Source organism: Vibrio sp. YMD68, from assembly GCF_029958905.1.
In the GTDB taxonomy this organism is placed as follows: Bacteria; Pseudomonadota; Gammaproteobacteria; order Enterobacterales; family Vibrionaceae; genus Vibrio.
In genome coordinates this window covers 87,379-108,439 of record NZ_CP124615.1, presented here as the reverse complement: position 1 = coordinate 108,439, position 21,061 = coordinate 87,379, and the positions used below count along the sequence as shown (strand labels likewise).

Here is a 21,061-nt window from a genome sequence, read left to right as displayed (position 1 = left end):
CCTTTTTAGTTATGCGGCCATGCCACGTTGATGCATTACTTGACGTATTGCGTCAGTGATATTTAAGCCCTGATCTACATACTTATTGATATCTCGGATGTCATCCGGGTCTGTTGAATAAAGTAGTTTTTGGAAATCACCCACAACCAAACGGCCAACACCAATGCCAGCTTTTGATTTAATGAAGATTTCTGAATAAGCACCTAGAATGGTGTGAACAGTTTTTAGGGTATGGAAACCACCTTCGGAAAGAGACAGACGGCCACTTCGTTTTACGGATTCTACTGACTCTTCTGTCTGACCAAGTAGGTACATGGATGCCGAGTTCTCAGCAATAGCGCGACCCACAGGGTTTTCATACAAGTCGTTGATCGACTGAGTACAAATACCGATACTTCCACCGTACTTCCTTGCCTTACGGTATTGGTGTTCCATAAATGTACTAACTTCACCCTCTTTAAGCAGATCCCATGCTTCATCAATGATGACGACTTTTTTACGGTTACGTTCACCGAGGAACATTTCCTGCTGAATCTGGTAAATCATTTGCAGCAAAACAACCTGACGTAAATGCTTGCGGCCTTGTAGCTCATCAAGCTCCAGGACTGTAAAACGGTTTTGGAAGTTAACGTTATTCGAACCGGAGAAGTAGCTACCGTAACTACCCTTTGATGTGAATGCATATAGCTGTTGACCGATGTCTTTAATTCGTTGCTCATCAGACTCACAACACTTATCGGCGATGTGGTCTACAGTCATATCACGGCCAATAACTTCCCAGAGCTCGTTCATAATTTGCTTTAAACCTGCGAGTTGGTATTCATCCAACAAGCCTTTCTCGGATGCCATAGCTTTGACGATAGAGACAACACCATCCTCTTCTTCTTTCCAGTTCGTGATCAGTTCAAATGGGTTCAAACAAATGTTGGAGCCTTCGGCGAAATGCACAAAGTCCCCTTTCAGCAGTTCACACAGATCTTTGTATGACTTACCTGCGTCTATAACCCAAACTTGAGCCCCCTCAGACAAGTAACTGAATATCAATTCGTTGGTAAGGAAACTTTTACCCGATCCAGATTCCGCTGCGACCACTAAGTTTTTGTTCGTGTCGCTATCATGCAAAGACAAGCTCATTAGCTGTCCGTTACGAGAAATCAATGCAGAGTGGAAAGTGCCAGTCCCTTTCCACTCGCCAAATACCGGTAATAGAACTGATGCCTGTTCAGTGGTCATGGTTTTATAACGAAACAGATCTTTTACGGCTTTTCGGTCGGTACAGAATGGCAAGCAATTGATAAACATTGGTAACGAGATAAATTTGTCTTCCATCATCTCGAAGCGGTTCTCGCGCCAGATGTTACGCGCCGCTGTTGCTGCTGCTTGAGCGCGTTCAGCTGTAGGAGCAAAAAGCACCAATGAGTAACTTACACGGACAGGTTTTGAGCCTTCTTTTAATGACTCATACAAAACATCAAAGTCATGCTTTTTGTCAGCAAGTACTGGAACAAATTTCAGCATAGGCCCGTATGCTTGGTTTACTGTAAACTGACGTTTTCTTTCAAGTGCATTCTTGGTGTTTTCAACCTCTGGGAAAAACAGGTTTGTCACGACCATGTAGTTTTCACGAATAGCTGAGTTGCCCCCACTAAGATCCCCAACAAAGGTGATTGCATCACCGAAATAGAAAGAGTCGGGCATTTTCTTCGCAGACATAACCTTAACGTGATAATCGCCTAAACGTAGACCGCTCTTATCAACTTCCAAATCTGTGCCGTAATCAAAAATTTGCTCACAAATGGGCTTGTCTGTTTCCCAATCGCAACCATCTGTTCGCCATGATGCCTCAGGCCCCCAATTGAGCATGGTATTCATTGTTCTGATGTAACCGACAGCAGTTAAGGGGACAGGGTGAACACCAATCGTTCTTAGTGAAGACTCAACTTTAGTCCGTAGGTTTGCCAGAGAGTCTAGTTCTTCCTGAGACGGTTCATTGGCATGTTTGATGGGCACTTTTACGGTGACGAACAGTTTTAGGTCGTGGATTAGACCAAGATCAAATGTTCCTTTCTTACATTTGGCAACCATTCTCTCGGTCGTATGTTTTTGAAGAAACTCCATTCGCTGCTCGATTGAAGAGGTCAACAGATCATCTCTGTAACCATCACGTAACCCCATCATTCGATACATTTCATGGTTTAAGTCAGGAGATCGAAACAAGATAAACTGCATGGTGGTTTTGGCCGGGTATTCCTGGTTCATAAAACCATTAACACGCTCTTGAATCTTTTCGTCAGCCCCGCACAGAGGATGGCAGTAGAAACCAAAGCCAATACTTTTGTCATCCATCAAGAAGGTATAATCATCTTCTGAGTACGCAAGCACGGGTACAATCCCAGCAGCTCTTAAATGTTCTGGGATAAGCTTTTCTTGGAGCTTTTTTCTTATCGTAATAATGTTCATTTATCACTCTCCAGCCATGTTTTCAGGTCCATATTCTGTGGTCGGCCAGCATTAACTCGCCCATCAGGTGCAATCAAATAAGGAACACCTCGAATATTTAGTAACTGTGCGGTAAGCAGAGTGAGATCATGACGTTTACTGCTGCATGATGTTGGGTATGAGCCAAGCTTTCTTTGGCTAAGCGCTTCAAACGCTTTATCTTGGTCAGTTATGCAAGACAGAGCGCGAGCTAAACGGTTTGACTTATCACCAAGAATAGGTATCACGACAAACTTAAACGTGTATTCGTCTTTGAGAGCTTTCGCCTCTTCCATTAGCTGGTGGCAGGCACCACACTGAGGGTCAACAAAGACCACTACTTCTTTTGGGCCAGTCCCAAGCTTTGCCACATTCATCGCATCTATATCGACATTCATGTCACGTAGCCTAAATCGGTCAGCGACATCGCGCATTTCTGTCAACGTACTGAGAGGCTTCTTTTGCCAGAGATCGTAGATTTGTCCTGAAATAACAAAGCGTCCATTCTCTGACAAAAACACGATTTGACCGTCACTTTCTACTGCATTGATGCCATAAATTGGCAACTCAACCATTCCAGTAATCTTTGCCTCTGCTTTCTGCACATCAGCAGCAGTAAAATCTTTCGCTGTTGCTACAGTACTAAGCAGCATGAGCACTGGTGCTATTGCTTGTTTCAACATACCTATCCTTTAACCGTCAGTTACTTTTTCATCAGTTGGCAGTTTATTCGGGATATGGATACAAGCCTGCATCTGTAGTTGCCCTGTTTGGTCAATTAGAGCGGAGAGACAAAAAAGCCCGGCGAGTGCCGGGCTTGGTTTAGATAGTCATAATTTTATTGAAGAGTCACAGGATCACTGCGACCACCAGCATCATCTATACCAGTCAAAGTAACTTCTGGCATTGCATCATAGCTGCGTTTGCTGATCGTCAATCTTCGTGATGAAGAGGCAACAGATTCACCATTAAGCGTCCATTCAAATCCTTTCACGCGACCATCGACATCATCACATGAGGCATAAACAAGCCATGCGAATGTGCTTTCTCTATGCTCGATAGAACAAACCGGAGCTTGGTTTTCGATAACTTTTATCTTCAACTCTTTCTCCACTTCTTTGCCCATATCAGACTTAATCCGGAAGTTAATTGTGTGCTCTCCCGCTTCAAGCGTCATTCGTCCATAACGGCCAGTATCCTCAAGAGACTTTCCATTAACGGTGTACTGCATCACATTAATTCGGTCTCTTGGGTGTCCACCTTCAATATATGGACGAACCAGAACATCCAGAGGCTCACGATCCAACTTATTCGAGCCTGAGTATTCTAACTCTACCTTATAGCTTTCAGCTTGACCTATCGTTATAGCTAACTGAGCTTCTGCTTCGTTACCACGAGCATCGCGCACAATGACCTTCACAAGGTGCTCGCCCGGCTCTGTGATTTCAAAAGAGCGAGACGTGTCTCGTTGATCTTTAAGCTTTGCACCTTCCGGTAAGATCCATTCGTAGGTAGGCTCTTCAAGCTTGCCTCGGAATCCAACAGGACGGACAGAAGCGCTAACAATAGCTGGTGCTACATCTGCATTTGCTCTGTAGCTGAGTGCAAACTCAGGCCAGACATATTGCCATACGCGAGCTTTGTATACCGTTTCCGATGTAGAAGACTCTTTGTAACCGTCGATCCATGCTGTGTATTTGATTTCAACACGAGCTTGATCCAAGTCTGCTTGATTTGGAACGTACTCAGCAGTGTTGCCTTCAATAATGGTTCCATCAGGAAGCGTGAAGAAACCCTTAACTTCGGCATCCAAATCTCGATAAGGCAGTCGAGTATCTGCGGTTAGTTTGTAAGTAAAGTCTTTCTCTACTAAACGAGGTCCATCAATACGAATACGCGGAGCTTTAACAGCTTTAAACTCTACGGTTTTCTTGGCTTGGCTATACGCATACGCATCATCTTCTGGAGCCATCGTCGAACGTACACGAGCAATTAACTTAACTCGTTGTGGTTCTTCTCTGGTTAGCGTGATACGTGGAGCCGCAGTAGTGTAATTCTTACCACCATCTTCTGACCACTCAATCACAGCTTTACTTGCATCAAATGCGTTCTCGCCATCCATAATGGTCGCTGAGTATTCAGAAGAACTACCCACCAAGAGCGTATCTGGACCAGGAACATCAACTTCAAGCGCTTCATACGAAACAATTTCTACATTTTCAGTGTACTTTTCTAAGCCCGAGTTTACGTTTACAACTTTAGCTCGAACTAGATATTTACCAACACCAAAACTCTCTACGAAACTGTACTTTCTACGCTCTTCTGTAGCATGTTCATTCCATGTCTGGCCGTCGTCATTACTCACTTCCCAGAAGACATCTCCAACTGAACGATAATCAAGTCGATCGACAATACCTAACTTAAAAGCGGCATTGAAAGGAGCTGCACCTGATAAACGACGAGTTGTAACCTCACCATCAATTTTGTTACCACGAAGAACCGTAGCAAAAATTGGGCTTGGAGATGCCTCGATACGTTCATATCCTTCAACTGGGCTAACAAGCTTCGCTTCTGCGGTAAATCGAATGTAGCTAGAGTCTACTTTCGACATTTCAACTGCTATTTCAGCTGAACCGTTTTCTGCATCCACCCATTCTGACATTGGTTCAATCTCTCCTGGAGAGATCTGACGAGACAGACGAACCTTCCACTGTCCCATAGTTGCTTCATCATATTCGTCGTTCCCACGGTACAAATCGCGTATATCGACTTTTACGTTCAGCGTTTGGATATCGAGAACAGTATTACCATCCATTGACAGCATTGGACGAATACCTTTGCTTGGCATTGCAATCAGTCGATATTCTTTAGTGCTCTTAATTTCAGGTACTTTTTCATATGAAGAGTCAACTTGGTAGGTTACTTCTTCCCACAGTTTGCGGTCATCTGTTCGAATACGACGATTCACCTTCATCGCTGTACCCATACCGGATGAATGCACTTCTGACTCAAGTGTTTCATTGTTCCTAGAGATAGAAACCCTCAAGTCTGATGGCTTCGCATTCACTTGGACATCACCGAAATAATCACCAGTCATAGGAACGATGTAGATGTTGTCCTTGAAGTGATAATCGGTCATCAGATCAACTTGGGGAACCGCTGGGTCAACAACCTCGATGTTAAAGGTCTCATCCGCTAACGCTACACGAGCTCCACTACGAGAGAAAATGCTAACGCGCCAACTTAAAGGAACCGTTGCTTTTTCTGCCAATGAACCAATTAGTGTGGGTGTGTCGTATCGAGTATCTTGTAGCAGCCCTTCTGGAACTTCTTTCCACTCAAATAAGCAGCTTCTGTGCGCCGCTTCGGATACACGTCCACTCTCATCTTGCTTGGCTTTTTCAGCATCCATCGTCAGGATACAGCTTGGACCTGAGGTTTGTCGTAACTGAACATTTAAGTTCTGGATAACACGGTCTACTTGAGCAATATCTGACTCTGGTAAGTAAGTTACTGAACCCAAAGCAGAGACCACATTTAGCTTTCTGTTACCGCCGCCGATTTTTACCTTATCTTCGCCGTTAAACAGATATACACCATAAGTGACATCCTGTTCACCGATCTGCAATGCTTGACCAGATATACCAGCAACTCGATTACTGTTTACCACTTCGGCTTCATCTGGAATCTGCTCCCACTCAACAAAACACACAGGGTCTTTGATAGGATCTGATGATTGAGCTTCTTGCAGGTTCGTCGAATAGCGACATGGTACTCCTGAGTCGGCAGAGACTTGGACATTGAAGTTGTCGATGACTTGTCGAACTTCCCAAGTATTGGCCGTTAAGCTTTCACTCGCTTTCCATGTTTTGATATTGGCTACCAAAACTGGAGAGTTAGGCGCTGTCGTCATAACCAAAAGGCTTGCTGTGCCAGCATCTGCACCATCAACAGCTCGAACTGGAATACTTAATCGTCCTCCAGTAGAAGCAAAGCTATGGTTTTTCATAATGTCAGCTGTTTGGCCTGGTTCAACTCGAATACCGTTTACCACCAAAGGAATTTGAGCATCACTTCGCAATGTCACCATAACGTCGTATGAGCCAGTTACGACCGAACCATCACTTAACGTTAGAGGTTCAGTTTCAATGATGTTCTTACCGTCTGCATAGGTAAACTCATACGGAACTGCCGGAATAGCCATATTGCCGTTAAATCCGCCTGAAAGCGTAATTTCACGAGGTTTATAGTCAAACTCTACGGCTTTTGTCGCTTCGTTACTCTGGTGATCCACAGCTTTTACAGTCAGAGTATAACTCTCACCTTCTGCCAAAGAAGGGAACATCACAGGGTATTCCAAACGGAATCGACCATTTGATTCTTCACGCCATGACAATTGAACAGACTCATTAGCTGGACCACCAACTAAAGCTATGGATGTGATTTGAGGGTTACTATCAACAACATCACTCAAACTAATTATCACATCATCTAGTGTCTTAATAGAAGCGCCAGAGTCAACTGAAATGTTCAATGAAGGAGGCGTTTGATCGATTTCAAAACTATATTCTGGAGCAAAAAACTCTTTCCTCGTTGTATTACCAAACCCATCTATCGCAGTTACAACATAACCTTTATAACTGCCTTCTGGTAATTTTCGAGAGGAGTATTCCATGCTCCAGTCGTGTGTTGTTGAACGCTCAAAAGCTTTCCTTTCTAAAGGAATTTCATCACCTTGAGCAGTTACAGCTGCAACAGATGAGTTACCACTGATTATCCAACGACCATATCCCCATCCATCAAATGAATCTGGTTCTCGCAAATGAGTCACAAGAGTAGAGTTATCCTTTGTTACCAAAGATATAACTTCTGGAGACCCCAAATCATAACAGAAGGTTTTATGCAATAACGTTGAGGCTAGTTCAGAAACCCCTTCCGGTTGAGAACCATATCCCGGCCATGAACAACCTCGTCCACTAAACGATATATCAATATCCGCTTCTACAACTGTTTGTCCTGGCGGAATAGTTACTGCTGATAACCATGTGCCAGATACAACTTGTGTATACGGACGAGAATCAACCTCTACTTTAACTTTTTTGAACGCATTTAAAGAATTTTGGTTGATAGCTCCATCACCATAAACCCATATGTCGTCACTACGAAGATATTCAACATTTTTTACAACAGGAGCAATTTTGACTGCTGATGATGGGGTCACAGTAACCGCATAACTTCCACCAGAGTTCATTACCCAGTCATAAATACCAAATGCTTTTGTCTTCTGTGAATCACTTGTGAATATATCATCTTGTGTTCGCTTGTAGACATAATCATTATCCGTTACTACTACTGTACTTGAAATACAGTTCCTACTACACCAACCACCTTCATTTACGCCATATGGTGTGCTGCCATAATCGTTGGTTTTAGGTATAGCAAACAGCGCATGGTAACTGTCTGAGTAAACGGTCATTCCAGGGCTGTATGGCACGTAGCCAGTAACACTGTTGCCATTAACAGTATAGGAACCAGCTGCTGGATTATTGGGATCATAGATAGCTACAGGAACAGGGTTCTCCCCCGTTTTTGCACCAACACTGTCCCATGCAATCGGATAACTCAATGTATACGAGTTACCAGCCCTGTCTGTAGCGACAAAATTTAGGGTATATACATCTTCCCCATTAGGGAAAACTGTATGCCAGTCATTCATCTGAGCAACCCTATCACCTAATTCGGTTGATGCATTACCGTGTTTTACACCTTTACTATCAATAGAGTAAGCAATAACGCTTTCAACTCCATTCTCATCAGATGCATCCACTTCTATTCCAGAAAAACGATTAGGCCCCCTCAACAATGTCCCATCTGATAACGTTCTATTCCACTCCCCTTTAACAACGACATTAGATAAAGTCGGAGCAGTAAGGTCCACATACACTTTATAATTGTCTGTTTGAACAGATTCACCATCAGAAGAAAGAATTTCTGCCTTAAATGAATACTCGCCCTCTCCTGGCGCGGCTAGTTCTAACTCCGCACCATAGTAGGATTTTCCATTAACTGTAATACGGTCTGTGCCTCCAAGCAGGTGACTCGTAGCCGAATTCACCACTGAACCGTCTGGCCTTACGATAGAGATTTTTACCTTACGGTCGATCCCTGCACTCAACGCGAACTTTATGTTCCCTGTTGGGTTGGCGTAAACGGTGCTTGGAGATAATGTGCGTTCTGCACCATCAGGTGTATTAAAGCTGTATTCTAACAATTCCGCTTGAGCTAATGGCGCAGCAATTGCGGCCATCGCACCAAGCAAGACTGGTAGCCTTAGCTTGAACTTATTCATAATGTTTTCTCCAATAGCTATTGAATAGGGTTACAAGAACCCAATACAGGAGGTTACTGGAGTAATCGGCTATACACAGACTGTGTAACTGCCCAATTTGAGCGTTTTTAAAGCGTTTTTATGGGAGGGGGATCACTTGGCATTTTCTGACGACTGAAACCAAAAATGCCAAGTTTAAAAGGAGGGATTAAAGTGAGTATTGAGACCTTATAGCCCTAAGCCGTTACTGATCTGAATAGCTGCTGGAGCAATTTTTTCAGCTGACTCTAATGTAGCGGTCATAATCGCTTCTACAACCGTAGGGCTGTTATATAGACCAACGCCACCGCCGATGCCCATTGCGAATGCCATGATACTTTGACGAGCGATACCACCAACGATACCTACCAAAATCATTGAACCAGCAATAATGCGGCCCAGTGTACCTTGAGTCCAGTCGGTGATGGTGGTCCAAATGTCATCGAACTCTGTACCACCAGTACCAGCGTGAGCTTGATTCGCAAACATAAGCCCAACGATCATTACTAAACCGACGTAGAAAAGAAGATTGGCTTTATTGTTAGCCTTATTTGTAATTTCCATGATTGTTTTCCTGATTTTCAGTCTTAAAAAAGGCAGTTGAGATATTCAACTGCCCGTTATATCAAGTACTTACAAAGTACTATTAGGTATGAAATCACATACCTAATCCGTTGCTTAGTTGAATTGCAACTGGGGCAACTTTGTCAGCAGTTTCAAGAGTTGCTGTCATGATAGATTCAACAACGGTAGGGCTGTTGTACAAGCCGACACCGCCGCCGATACCCATCGCAAATGCCATCAAGCTTTGACGAGCGATGCCACCAACGATGCCTACCAAGATCATTGCACCTGCGATGATTCGGCCAAGCGTACCTTGAGTCCAGTCAGTAATGGTGGTCCAGATATCATCAAATTCTGTACCGCCTGTACCAGCGTGGGCTTGATTGGCAAACATAAAACTGATCACCAGAGCCAACGCCACCCAGAACAAAAGGTTGACTTTATTGTTTGATGTGGATGTGACGTTCATTTTGCTAAGTTCTCCTATTTAGTTTCTGAATTAGCTTTGGGTTTTATCGTTTGCAAGGGTTTGAGCATAGGTACATCTTGTTGAGTGCCTTCCCCAATTACCCACTTGCGCGGTTCTATTTCGGTGTAAACGTACCCAGTCACAATCAAGTCACCATTAGTATCCTCCCAAGGGGCTACCCATATGCGCATGACCTGTGCTGGAGTACGAATAGGCACCGGACGATTCGGGAGGCGCGGTGTGACGTAATTGTCTATCACTGAATCTCCCGTCGATGATGAGTTGGCTATTTCTCCTGAAACAGAAACAGGCTCTTCTCCAGGCTTTACTGAGCGTGGGATATTGCCATCGTTTGTCGCCGCATAGACATCTCGCGCTGACATACACTGAACACCATCAGGAATACCTGAACAGCTATACTCATCACTGCCGATTGAGGTACAGCCTGATAGCAATAAAGCGCTGCCCAAAATCATCGACACTGTAGATTTTATGGGCTTAACCATTGGAAAGCCCCCTGTGAAACTGCCCTTTCTGGTCAGCTTTTGTGTTTTTTTCGTCATTATTTTGTCCCCTGCGATTTAAGTTTTAGTTGCTGTCCCTTGGTGATAATTACGTCAATTTGACGACCTGCATCGACCTCTATTACAGGGAACATTCCCTCAGCCATATCAAGATAAAACTGAGCAACCTTCTCCATCGCACTTGATGCGCCTTTTGATATACCACTCTGCAAAGTGTTTTCATTGAACACTTGTTGATATACAGGTGTGTCTGTTGGATTAGTGTTGATAACTGGAACTGGGTTTGTATCAAGCGCTTGAGCAAAGCCACTCAAGAAACCAGCCGTCAAAGATTTGGCTATCATTGCACCTTGTTTAGATACTAAGCGGCCACGTACACCAGCTTTACCATCTTCACCCACTGCATATCCGTCCAAGCGAGACTCAATTACGCCGCCGTCTTCACGAACACAGGAAATAACCTCGCCTCGTAGATATGCCCTTTCTGAGCTCAGATCGCCGTAACCGGATACAATCAAGAAACACTCACGAACATCGGCTCTGAATCGGTTAGGTAAAATAGCTTCCTTCTGGAGTCGAATTGTTGCTGGGAAAGGGTCTTTTCTTGCTCCCTTTGCGGTAGGAGCATCCATACCAGTGATCGTTACACCAGTAAGAATTGAACCCGCAGGTAAGTAGATAGAGTTGTCTTGGTCCTCCTGCTCTTCCGCCGCTTTCTCTTCTGCTTCGTTGTACTCTGTGTAGTTAACAATTCGAATTCCCGGTTGAGCGGTAGGTTTACCTGATCTATCCGATTCCTTACCCGTTGGTTTGCTGTGAGAGTCAGCTGGTAGTGGAGCTTTCTTAAAGAACTCATTAGGGTCCTTGTAATCAAGCTTTTCGGTAGAGGTGTATCCACCAGCTTGTTGAGCGCCCTGTTCCTCTGTCGAACCAGTTTCAGCGCCACCAGCTGTTGGCTTCCCTGAACGTTTTTCAGCGTCTTTCTGAGCTTTTTCTAAATCTCGCGCTAAGTTTCTATTTTCTTGAGAAAGCTCCTTAACATCGCGCTTTAGTTGATCAAGCTCTTTACCGATATCTACTGATGCGCCAGCTTTTGATTTTGTGTCTTCCAACTCACGCTTTACTCTGTCCAGCTCACGACGTAACTGCTCTTGTTCAGCCTTAGTTGTTTTGAGATTGCCAACCAATGCATCCATACCCGCTTCACGAGTACCTTTATCTGTTAATACGTGACGGATGGTTTCTTTACGACTTTTATTGCTGGAGTCACTTGTACCTTCATCAGAAAAAAGACTCACAGCCACAAACAGAACGAAAACACCACCTGCAACAGCAACCCAACGCTTTTTGTTTGGATCGAGCTCGTTCCACCAATTCATATTAATCATCGTTTACATTCCTCCGCTCAACAGTGAAGGACGACGAGTAGCCGATTCGGTTTTCTCGCGCTGTTTTACTGCCACGTACACTTCGGTTTTCTGGCCTGGCTCAAGAACCTTATGCGGCCATGAAGTCACACCAGCAACACTCCAGTTTCCGCAAGATTGCTCTTTGAACTCAATAGGTTCACTTGTGACGTTTCGAGCAATACCTACAAATACAGTCAAATGATGCCCCATCATCATTTGTCCATTTGCAAAATTGACTGAAATACCAGGCTGCGCACACTGAGGTAATTGAACATTGCTTGGAGTTCGATTCATGGAGTAGCCATTAGGGATTTCACCAAGAGCCAGTTTTCTGAATACTGTTCGAAGTGTTTCGATATATGGCTGACTTTGCTCCCAGCTTTTAGCTTTGTTGTTTGCAAACATGCCAGGTATTAAGCTGTTATTGTCGAGCTTCAAAAACACTTCACGAGGTGGGATTCTTTGAGGAACCATTGTTAAACTCAGCGCACGAGCTTCTGAGCCCTTTTCTGTAATGAACATGGTTACTGGGTATTCTTTGGCCGTAGCCACATAGATAACATTCTCTTTGATGCATATTTCCCCACATTCACCTTTATTTTGCCCCGGCTGTAAGGATGTTGACGTCACTTCCGGCTTACCAAATGGAGTAACGATTCGGTTGGGATGACCAATAGCAATAGGGATGATCTGATTAACCCCAGGCTCCATAACCAGTTGTGAGTTTTCAGTGTAACCACCAGCCAGATTCGAGCTATTGGCCTGAGTAGTTGTAGCTCTTTGTTTGGCTACTGAATCAGGGATTATTGGGGCTGGAACGTTGTTCTTCATAACACTGACAGGAACAACTGGTATTTCATCTGATGCATTCACTGCACTTGAAACACCAAGCGCAATTGAAAGCGCCAAAACAATCGAATTAACCTTCATTACGCTTTCTCCGGCTCTCTTCTTTACGTTCTAATTTGTCTAAAACACTCTTCGTTCGAGGGCGACCTTCATAAGTGGTCATATAATCAAGGACAGGCATATAGTTCGAAACGCGGAGCTCAAACTCGTATGTTCTGTCTGTACGTTGCTCTTTTGCGTCAAAAGCAGCCCCCTTAACAAAGGAGTGCCCATACACAAAAACCTTGTCAGTCGTTTCTTCGTATTCGACGAAACGAGGTTCGAATCGCATAGTGATTCGGTCTGCTTGAATCTCTTGCGCTTGGATTTCAAGTGCATCAATAAACTCTTGATAAATAGTCGGTGCTAGAATTGGCTCCATACGTTCTTTGATGAAGTTAACGTTGCCGGGAGTTACGTTACCCATCAGCGTTCCAAGAGCCCATCCCCACGCCTCTTTGTATGATTGAGAGGCATTTTTTTGTGATACCCAAGCTTCTTCATTCAAAGTCCAAGGCTGAACGGTCACAATGGTCTCTTTGCTAAACAACTTCACAGCTAGCAGCAAGACGGTGAAGATCAGACCGAGGACGAAGACTCGCCCCCATTTATTTTCAGCCTGAGTGCCCTCCCAGGTTTTTAAATACGCCTTTAAATTCAAGGGAAATACCTCCGGATAAATGGGTTTTTCAAAGATTTTGCTTTTGTTGCGATGAATCCCCCCCAATACAGCATGTGAAGCATGTAGCCATCAGGGTGGTTATCACGAAATCGACGATATAAATTGGTCACGGCCAAGCCGATTAAGAAAAAAATCAAGGCTTTGCCCATCATCACTCCGATGACAAGGCCAAGAAGCATAGGAGCCAGCTCATCTGCACTCCAGAGCAGCATGTGCGGCGGTTCGTCTATACGACGTGGGATTTTGACGGGCTTCATTCCATATCTCTTCCAATTTCCAATGTCGCCAATTCTGGAAGATTTTTTCAACAAACACGCCACGGGCTAACGCCCTTTTTGGGCAACTTGGGCGAAAAGTGGTCTTATAAAGAGAGAAACGGCATAAAGCCGTTTTTAGAGCGGGTAATGTGAAAGGTTAAAACAAGCGAACAAGATCGCCATACTGAATACCAAAAAAGAAACCTACGGCAAAGATTAACTGCCAAAGGATAATTTGCCCTACGCCCCATAAGGCTCCAGAGCGTTCAGAACTATTTGCTGTATGAGTATGAGAAGACATATAACCTCCAACTGATTGCTATTTAATTTTTCTTTATTCTCACCTGATCTCGTGCTCATTTCACAGCGCTGTATTTGTCCATTTGGGAAGCATTAAGACTTTCACATGTGAAAGTGAGTGACACAAAAAAGCGGCCAATAAATGGCCGCCTTTGCAATGAAATGTGAATTATCCGTTTTGCGCTTGCTTCTTCTGCTCTTGATATGCTGCTTTCATCGCGCTTTGGGTCTTTTCTACCCACTTCATTCCATCGTTACAGTCCACGTTGTCAGCGGCAGACTGAAAGCTAAGAGGTTTTCCATCTGGGTTCATGTTCCCCATAGCCAGAAGAAATGCATAGAGAGGGTGTGTTTTCGTTACATTCTGAATATTTTCTATAGTTATCGGTTGATCGCACTTCTCTTCTAGTGTCTGAACCATAAACTCCGAAACTTCGGCGCAACTTTCACACATCAGTTCGAAGGTCTCAAAGAAAGTTTCCACTTCCTCCGTATAGGGTTTATCTGTCTTCGCCACTGCTGGACCTGCAAGCATGAATGCAGCAATGATTGTTAGCGCAGTCTTTTTCATATTGAATATCCTTTGGTTAAACTCGTTTTTGTAAATTGCCGAATGCAAGTCCCAACAACACACAACAGAGCATCATCACAGCGGGGATTACAATTGGATTTAGAGCTATGGGAGCAAAAAAGGTAATAAACAGCCCCATGCTTAGGAAGAACGTTCCTCGAATGCTATATCGGTGGACAACAGGGCTCGCATAGTCAAAGTTGGTTCGTTTGATCTTCCAACTCATCAAACCGTCATAAACAGCCGGGATGAACAAGATGAGCAGATACGGTGCCCATGAGGACAAAAGTGCTAACCGCGTGTAGAACTGGTAAATTACATTGGTAAAGGCTTCAATTCGCCCCTCCACCCAAACGAACCATGCTTGGCCCATATTCTCCATTCCTTTCGACTTTCTACGTTCCTCTTCTGTTGGAATTAACGTGTGATACATAGCAGCATAAAAGCCAGAATCAAGCACACTAGTTTTGTACCAGTCCCCAGCTGTATCACTAATCCACTGTCTAGCTTCATAGCCTAAGTTCTGCTCCACCAGCTCTGATTCACGCTGAATTGTTTTATCTGTCCAATCACCAGGTACTAGCAAAAGAATCACCAAGACCTCAATGACTAGCAACCAAACGACCAGCCACAACGGCTTCTTCATAATTGGTTCTCCTTAATACTGTTTTTACACTTTCGCTAGCGACTAACTGATACAAAGCCTTGCGAAGTTTGCATTCATTCTGATGTTGATGTGGAACAATGAATAATTCACCTTTATGGTCTGCAAGCCAGTGAGAAAAAGGCTCACCTTTCTCCACAGACCACTTGTTACCTAGTGAATCTTCAATCTCAATTTCTAGCGCTTTGGCTGTTTCAGTGATGATGGTTTCCAAGAAAACCCCTAGTCTTACCGGGTCCTCGTACTTACGTTTGTTCGCATGGAACACTACACCGCTATATTTATCTAATGCCTCTTCCAAAATCGGATAAATCACTGGCTCTTTCTCCGATTTGATCCCATCCGTGATGAAACAACATAGTTGCTCAATCACATCATTGGTTGCAGGCCAATCAAAAAACAGCAGTGCCAGTGTGTGTGCATTTTTTCGATCACGCTTTCGGATCACGCTTAGTACTTTCTTGTGCGGATTCACATCAACCACTCTAGTAACCTCATAATTTTTATACTTATTCGCACTCATATTTCGCCATTAAGATGTCAAGATAGGTAGCCGTCCCTTGACTATCTTCCCCCCAGAGATTTTGGCTATGTACTCAAGGTTGGGCAGCATCCCCAGGAGTTGCGTAGAGAACAATTCAGCTTCTTCTTCCATAAGCCGTTCCCCTTGGTTGCCCCCATGCATAATCGGCTGCTCACCATCCGTATTTTGGCCCTGCGTTCTCATGACGTAGTTCAAACGTGTTTTCGGTAAGTTGTCTGTAATGAACTTTTGTGTTTCAGGATCAATTACACGCAATGAGAATGTGTTGTTAATGTTTCCCAGAACCTGTAGTGCTTTATCTTTACTACCCATCCGAGCGGCAAAGTCAGCGAATGTTTGTGTTGCAACAAATAGTCGAAGTTTCGCGCCACGACCTTTGTTGAGAAGCTGAATGAATGGGTCATTGATCACCTCTGCGGCTTCGTCCACAAAGATATTGACGGGCTTATTGTTGACACCAAAGTTGTATCTATCACCAGCAACAGCTGTTAAGTCAGATAAGAAAAGAGAGCCGATTGCAGAACCAACCATACTGTCGGTCAAACTATCCAGACCAATGTATGCAACCATGCCATTGTTTATTATTTTGGCTGAGTCACTTATTGGCCTGGTATCATCGACATCGCTTGAATCGGGAGACAGCATCTTTCCTAAATCACCCGAGGTAAGCATGTTCATGATAGGAAGCAGTGAAGCAACCATTTTCCCGAAGTGTGCCGAGTCATGTTGGAACATCGACAATAAGCCTTCCAAATCTGAGTGAGGGAACTCTGGTTGAATAACATCTTGGTAGAACTTCATCATGGCAAAGGCTTGCTTTTCTCTATTGCCATTTTTCACTTTTTCCAAATATGGTGCTGCTTTTGATTCCCAGTCTTCCATTACTCGTGCTGAATAAGCCTGTACAGCTTTGATAACCAGACCTGCGGCACCACCTTCCAAAAATCGTTTCAACAGAACAATGCTAGGACGTTCATAAGTCAGTACAAGACCTTGAGCGATATTGTTCAGTGCTTGCCAACCAAATGATTTGAATGGATCTGCACCTGCCTCCGAAGGTATCAACGCGGCCAAACGGCTCGCAATCTCCGTCACACGGCTAAAGTTACGTAGAGGGTCCAATCGCACGGATTCATCTGGGAACGCAGGGTGAAAGGAAACAAATCGCTCTGGATGGCCCATAGCTTCGCAAGCTCTCCTTGCATTGTCCCTCATTTCTTTATCACCCTTAGGGTCGATAATGATCACTGCTTCATTGCGCAAGATAGCCTGCGTGATCATAATGTCGAACATACGAGTCTTGCCTGAACCTGTTGTACCTACAATAAGCGTGTGGCCTTCTGTATGCTTCAACGGTTGCATCAACTTCTCTTCTTTTGGTTCAACACCGTGAATCCATGTTTGCCCCATTGGATCTTCTTTCTTTTTGCCTTTAAGGACGCGAACCGTCTTCTTGATTAAAGGCTCTTGAGCAGTAAAGGTGTGCCAGTCACGTTTGATGATTTCAAATACACGCTGAGCATGACGCTTTTCCCATACAAAACCATGACCAAGCCACATATCATCTTCTGAGCCAGCCATCATTTTTTCTAGCTCTTTTAAAGAGATAAATTCCAGTTCACGACCAAATAGATGCTTCTGGAGACGATGTAACATCATGGCTTTTGGGATTCGGGACATTGCCATAACACCACAAATACCAGTCATCCAATAAAACGGTTCCGGAGGCATTGACTCTGCCATTTGATTAACCGTCAAGGCCACACCGCTGGCAGCTGCCCACCCTAGCGCTGCACGACCTTCAAAATTTGGCCTCCACGGCATTTCATACCCAAGTGGGTCATAATCCATGCTCATCTATCTTTACTCCACCTCTAACCTTAAATTCCCCTGGCGAATAGTCATTCTTGGGCGTCGTTGCCCACTAGCGAGTAATGCTCTCAGCATAGATTTGCTAAGATTCGTACACTCACCAGTTACTTTCTCCAGAGCCTTATCGCTTGTTACCAAACACCCATCCTCCTTAATGACCGGACCGACTAACCATCGTCCTTTTTGGTTTTTTATCATTTCTTTCAGAAGCCTAATTGCCTCCTCTGCATCAATGTCAGACTGAGGAGGTAAAAAGTCCTCATCACTAATTTCTTTCGCCTTCTGAGGCTTTTTAGGTTCCTCGTCTTCTAGATCTATTTGCCCGACCACTTTTGTCATTGGCAGTTCTAAATCAGAATCGAAATCCAGACTCACTGGCCGCGTTTCTTTTGGTGGTTTATTTACCGTTGTCTTTGGTTTTTGGCGCTTAGGTAAACGTGACACATTTTGCTTTTCCTCATTAGAAGCACTGTTTTCACTCTCATTTTTGTGCTGTTCGGTTTGAGTTTTAGCTGCTGTGCCCTTCTTACCTTGTGCCGTTTGTTGTGCGATTCTTTTATTCTCAGATGAGCGGCCACCTGTTTGCTCTCCGGGCAGTAATGCCGAAATATCCATTGCAGGTTTAGGCTTTTTCGGCGTAGATTGGTTGGTTTGCTGGCTCTTAACCTTCTTTTCTGAGTGTGCCTTTTCAGCTTTCTTGCCAGATTGGCGTTTATCATTTAGCGCACTAACTTCACGAATTGGGTCAAAGTCTTTCTCAGCTTGTTCTATCGCAGCTTTGATAACATCTGAGATATCAGAAGAAAGTAACAACCCTTTAATGCCACTAAAATCATGAACCTTCCGGTTTGGATGAACTGGGTCAGGCACGATAGCGCCAGCGTCAAATAACGTGTTCAAGACTTCGGCTGGAGCCCCAAGTGCTCGGGCACCTTCTGGATAAAGGATCACTGCTTTTTTCTTCATAAAGCAAAGCACTTCACCTAATGTTTTGTGTCCATCCAGCACAGGAATAATGGCTTCTTTTAAAATACTTTCTGCCGCGCCGTATCCACTTAGAACATTCTCCAAATGACCACGCACATCAACATCACTCGATTTATCCTGCTGACTAGAAGAATATGTCTCTGCATCTTGGAAATGTTCTGTTGGAACAAACTCTTCACGCTCTTCCATCTCATGGGAGTAGTCATAGGCATCCAAAGGGACAGCATCTATTGGTGCAAACATATCCTCTGGCGGCATTGGTGGGGCATCAAATATTGCGCTCGGTTCAGGGCCAAAAAACTCATTCGGTGACAAGGATGCTGCCGTGTTTGCGGATGCTTTAGGTTGACGCTTCTTACCCGAGCGAATGTTGTCTATGCCGGGTAAAGATGTGTCCTCTTCGCTTTGTTCTGTTGGAACATTTGGCGTTTCAGCTTTGTCTTTTTGTGTTGTATCAGGCTCGGTATTGAGCCCAAATGCGTCGAATGGGAAATCGCAAACTCCTAATGCCCCACCAGCATCTTTCAGCCCTTTCAATGGATCGTCTAATGCTAATGGTGCTGCGGTTTGAGCGATTTCTTGTGCTGATGGTTCTTTTGGGGCATCAGCTTTATCGTCATTCTTGCTTGTTTTGGTATCGGTGGAAGTGCCACCTTTCGGTTCCGATGATTGAGAGTCCGTTGAGGGCGGTGCTGCCATAAAATCTGGAATTTCGAATCCATCATCAAGAGAACCAATAGGCTCTGGTGTAGCGGTGAGCGAATCAGAGTTCTCATCTCCATCTTCCGGAGCATCGTCATCAAGCTCACTGGCATCAAGTTCCTGTTCGTCCTCATCGCCAATAACTTCACCCGCGATGGCCGCAGGCGGTTCAGTGGTAAAAACCAACTCCGACGATTCAAGACGCAGCATCTGCATTTTGATTTTCCCTGTGACTTCTTCCCCTTCTTGAGGTAATTCAGGGATCACTTCCCAATAACGATAGAAAACATCTTTGCCATGCTCTGGTAATACGTTTTTCAGAGCAAAACCACGCTCAATTAAAATATCAGCCAAGGTATCTGGATCACGAGGAATGCCAGGAATTTTATCTTCCGTTAACAAGTCATAAATATCACTGGCTCCCTGCTTCCATGTAATGAACACACCCTGATGTAAATGCCACACCTTCGCGCCAGGCTCATTGACTTTCCATTTGCCCGTTTTAACCAATCGACGTAAAGCATCAAATACATAACGCTCAACAGGAACACCGTAAGCAAACTCATCGACATCTAGGCGATTCTGTTTGAGGTCACGAGAAACACTTTCACCATCAGCTTTAAGCATTAGCTTTGTTACCGGGTCATTGATTCTAAGACCTGATATTGCCTGTAGCATGGATTCAACAATGTCTTTGCCGGGATCAGCTAGAAACTCCAAAGCCTCTGGAGTCAAAATTCGTTCGACGGTCAGCAGCGAAAATTGCTCGTGCCGTTTGTGTTCTCTATCTCTCCAACGAAGAAAGTAACGACTCACATTATGGCGCTTAGCCCAGTCAACCAGAGTTTCTGAATATGGGTTCCACGTTTTACTACCATCGCTGTTTGTGATCACAACATCAGACAATGGCTTACCAACGTCATGCAATAACCCTGAAAAACAACATGCCAAACGCCATCGCGGCTCATTGTTTCTTCGTTCACGAGGGGAGCCTGAAATTGAGAAAATAACTGACTCAGATGCCTGTGTTGCCCAAAAGGCCACCTCCAGCCCATGACGAAACAATCCACCAGCACCCCGATGATGATGAGCTTCGGATGCTGGTAATAAATGAACAAACGCCGCGTAACGGCCAATTACAGGCATGACTAAACGGTCGTACTCTTCTTGAGTAAAACCTAAAGTGCTCCTGATTTTTTGAATAAGTTCGTTCTGTGTCTGCAACACTTTATCGACTGGGGCCATTGGTAGCCCTTTGGCAAACGGCGGGTATCGAGGTATCTCTTCGTCAGCTAAATCCCTAATCTGGGAAGCTACTACCTCTACTTTTTTCTCACCGCGCCCACCAAATAATTTTTTAAAGGCACTACTTATCATCTGGTTCTTATTTACCTGCGCTTTTTCCGTGCGTATATGCTCGCAGACCCTTTTGTCTTCTCATATCTCCCCTCCTGTCCATTTTGGGCAGTTTGAGGCGTCAGAGATGATTGAGTGACCAGATAAAATACACAGCATCATTATTTGGTATCAGGAGAGTTGTATGGAAAGAACATTGCCCGATGCTGCCTATTTGGCACTTGATGCTTTAAAGCGCCAAGCACAGGCAGTAACCGCTAACAACATGCAGGGAGACAAAGAGGCTTTGCATCAGGCTCAGTCTGACATGTCTCTTGTTAATAACTGGACAACAGCCATTACTCGTAAGCTTTTAAGCAACAGTGATGGCCGGACAATCGACACCATTGATGAACAATGGTTGGAGCAACAATTCAATGGGTAAGCA

The 21,061-nt window shown here is 44.3% G+C and carries 17 protein-coding genes; 1 reads left to right on the top strand and 16 read right to left on the bottom strand.

The window, feature by feature from the left end; genetic code table 11:
• Positions 1-9: 9 nt before the first annotated feature.
• From traC to mobH, 16 genes are all read right to left on the bottom strand, one after another.
• Positions 10-2,460, bottom strand: coding sequence for a type IV secretion system protein TraC (gene traC, locus QF117_RS22065; protein WP_014386717.1), 2,451 nt, complete (start codon positions 2,458-2,460; stop codon positions 10-12).
• Positions 2,457-3,161, bottom strand: coding sequence for a DsbC family protein (locus tag QF117_RS22060; RefSeq protein WP_014386716.1), 705 nt, complete (start codon positions 3,159-3,161; stop codon positions 2,457-2,459). Before QF117_RS22060 ends, traC begins: the two co-directional genes overlap by 4 nt.
• 155 nt (positions 3,162-3,316) lie before the next feature.
• Positions 3,317-8,827 carry an Ig-like domain-containing protein gene (locus QF117_RS22055; RefSeq protein WP_282389541.1) on the bottom strand — a complete coding sequence of 1,837 codons (5,511 nt, stop codon included), beginning with the start codon at positions 8,825-8,827 and terminating at the stop codon, positions 3,317-3,319.
• Between the two features lie 207 nt (positions 8,828-9,034).
• Positions 9,035-9,409 carry a TraA family conjugative transfer protein gene (traA, locus tag QF117_RS22050; protein ID WP_089204935.1) on the bottom strand — a complete coding sequence of 125 codons (375 nt, stop codon included), beginning with the start codon at positions 9,407-9,409 and terminating at the stop codon, positions 9,035-9,037.
• Positions 9,410-9,503: 94 nt separating this feature from the next.
• The gene (locus QF117_RS22045; RefSeq protein WP_014386714.1) at positions 9,504-9,878 is read right to left on the bottom strand and encodes a TrbC/VirB2 family protein; all 375 of its coding nucleotides are present in this window, start codon (positions 9,876-9,878) and stop codon (positions 9,504-9,506) included.
• A gap of 14 nt (positions 9,879-9,892) precedes the next feature.
• Positions 9,893-10,441: a type IV conjugative transfer system lipoprotein TraV gene (gene traV, locus QF117_RS22040; protein WP_083612628.1), complete on the bottom strand. Its 549-nt coding sequence runs from the start codon at positions 10,439-10,441 to the stop codon at positions 9,893-9,895.
• A complete protein-coding gene (locus QF117_RS22035; RefSeq protein ID WP_079857411.1) occupies positions 10,441-11,790 on the bottom strand; it encodes a TrbI/VirB10 family protein in 1,350 nt (449 codons plus the stop codon). Before QF117_RS22035 ends, traV begins: the two co-directional genes overlap by 1 nt.
• Before the next feature lie 3 nt (positions 11,791-11,793).
• Complete coding sequence (locus QF117_RS22030; protein ID WP_069541823.1) at positions 11,794-12,741, bottom strand: type-F conjugative transfer system secretin TraK; 948 nt, start codon at positions 12,739-12,741, stop codon at positions 11,794-11,796.
• Positions 12,731-13,360, bottom strand: coding sequence for a TraE/TraK family type IV conjugative transfer system protein (locus tag QF117_RS22025; RefSeq protein ID WP_069541822.1), 630 nt, complete (start codon positions 13,358-13,360; stop codon positions 12,731-12,733). The genes QF117_RS22030 and QF117_RS22025 overlap by 11 nt, the downstream gene beginning before the upstream one ends.
• Entirely contained in the window at positions 13,357-13,638 is a 282-nt protein-coding gene (gene traL / locus QF117_RS22020; RefSeq protein WP_014386709.1) for a type IV conjugative transfer system protein TraL, read from the bottom strand. Before traL ends, QF117_RS22025 begins: the two co-directional genes overlap by 4 nt.
• Before the next feature lie 157 nt (positions 13,639-13,795).
• Positions 13,796-13,939, bottom strand: coding sequence for a hypothetical protein (locus QF117_RS22015; RefSeq protein ID WP_172686189.1), 144 nt, complete (start codon positions 13,937-13,939; stop codon positions 13,796-13,798).
• A 168-nt stretch (positions 13,940-14,107) separates the two neighbouring features.
• Entirely contained in the window at positions 14,108-14,509 is a 402-nt protein-coding gene (locus QF117_RS22010) for a hypothetical protein (protein WP_014386708.1), read from the bottom strand.
• A 16-nt stretch (positions 14,510-14,525) separates the two neighbouring features.
• Positions 14,526-15,155: a DUF4400 domain-containing protein gene (locus tag QF117_RS22005; RefSeq protein ID WP_104975125.1), complete on the bottom strand. Its 630-nt coding sequence runs from the start codon at positions 15,153-15,155 to the stop codon at positions 14,526-14,528.
• Positions 15,112-15,696: a hypothetical protein gene (locus QF117_RS22000; RefSeq protein WP_053309170.1), complete on the bottom strand. Its 585-nt coding sequence runs from the start codon at positions 15,694-15,696 to the stop codon at positions 15,112-15,114. Before QF117_RS22000 ends, QF117_RS22005 begins: the two co-directional genes overlap by 44 nt.
• A gap of 9 nt (positions 15,697-15,705) precedes the next feature.
• Positions 15,706-17,574: a conjugative transfer system coupling protein TraD gene (traD, locus tag QF117_RS21995; protein ID WP_079857410.1), complete on the bottom strand. Its 1,869-nt coding sequence runs from the start codon at positions 17,572-17,574 to the stop codon at positions 15,706-15,708.
• A 6-nt stretch (positions 17,575-17,580) separates the two neighbouring features.
• Positions 17,581-20,655 carry a MobH family relaxase gene (gene mobH, locus QF117_RS21990; protein WP_140110309.1) on the bottom strand — a complete coding sequence of 1,025 codons (3,075 nt, stop codon included), beginning with the start codon at positions 20,653-20,655 and terminating at the stop codon, positions 17,581-17,583.
• A gap of 163 nt (positions 20,656-20,818) precedes the next feature.
• On the opposite strand from mobH, the gene QF117_RS21985 reads away from it, so the two are divergent.
• On the top strand, positions 20,819-21,058 hold the full coding sequence (locus QF117_RS21985; RefSeq protein WP_017085216.1) for a hypothetical protein: 240 nt from the start codon (positions 20,819-20,821) through the stop codon (positions 21,056-21,058).
• Positions 21,059-21,061: the final 3 nt, after the last annotated feature.

Coding starts and splice junctions, on each gene's coding strand:
- traC (WP_014386717.1), bottom strand. CDS start 2,460: ATGAACATTATTACGATAAGAAAAAAGCTCCAAGAAAAGCTTATCCCA.
- QF117_RS22060 (WP_014386716.1), bottom strand. CDS start 3,161: ATGTTGAAACAAGCAATAGCACCAGTGCTCATGCTGCTTAGTACTGTA.
- QF117_RS22055 (WP_282389541.1), bottom strand. CDS start 8,827: ATGAATAAGTTCAAGCTAAGGCTACCAGTCTTGCTTGGTGCGATGGCC.
- traA (WP_089204935.1), bottom strand. CDS start 9,409: ATGGAAATTACAAATAAGGCTAACAATAAAGCCAATCTTCTTTTCTAC.
- QF117_RS22045 (WP_014386714.1), bottom strand. CDS start 9,878: ATGAACGTCACATCCACATCAAACAATAAAGTCAACCTTTTGTTCTGG.
- traV (WP_083612628.1), bottom strand. CDS start 10,441: ATGACGAAAAAAACACAAAAGCTGACCAGAAAGGGCAGTTTCACAGGG.
- QF117_RS22035 (WP_079857411.1), bottom strand. CDS start 11,790: ATGATTAATATGAATTGGTGGAACGAGCTCGATCCAAACAAAAAGCGT.
- QF117_RS22030 (WP_069541823.1), bottom strand. CDS start 12,741: ATGAAGGTTAATTCGATTGTTTTGGCGCTTTCAATTGCGCTTGGTGTT.
- traL (WP_014386709.1), bottom strand. CDS start 13,638: ATGAAGCCCGTCAAAATCCCACGTCGTATAGACGAACCGCCGCACATG.
- QF117_RS22015 (WP_172686189.1), bottom strand. CDS start 13,939: ATGTCTTCTCATACTCATACAGCAAATAGTTCTGAACGCTCTGGAGCC.
- QF117_RS22010 (WP_014386708.1), bottom strand. CDS start 14,509: ATGAAAAAGACTGCGCTAACAATCATTGCTGCATTCATGCTTGCAGGT.
- QF117_RS22005 (WP_104975125.1), bottom strand. CDS start 15,155: ATGAAGAAGCCGTTGTGGCTGGTCGTTTGGTTGCTAGTCATTGAGGTC.
- QF117_RS22000 (WP_053309170.1), bottom strand. CDS start 15,696: ATGAGTGCGAATAAGTATAAAAATTATGAGGTTACTAGAGTGGTTGAT.
- traD (WP_079857410.1), bottom strand. CDS start 17,574: ATGAGCATGGATTATGACCCACTTGGGTATGAAATGCCGTGGAGGCCA.
- mobH (WP_140110309.1), bottom strand. CDS start 20,655: ATGATAAGTAGTGCCTTTAAAAAATTATTTGGTGGGCGCGGTGAGAAA.
- QF117_RS21985 (WP_017085216.1), top strand. CDS start 20,819: ATGGAAAGAACATTGCCCGATGCTGCCTATTTGGCACTTGATGCTTTA.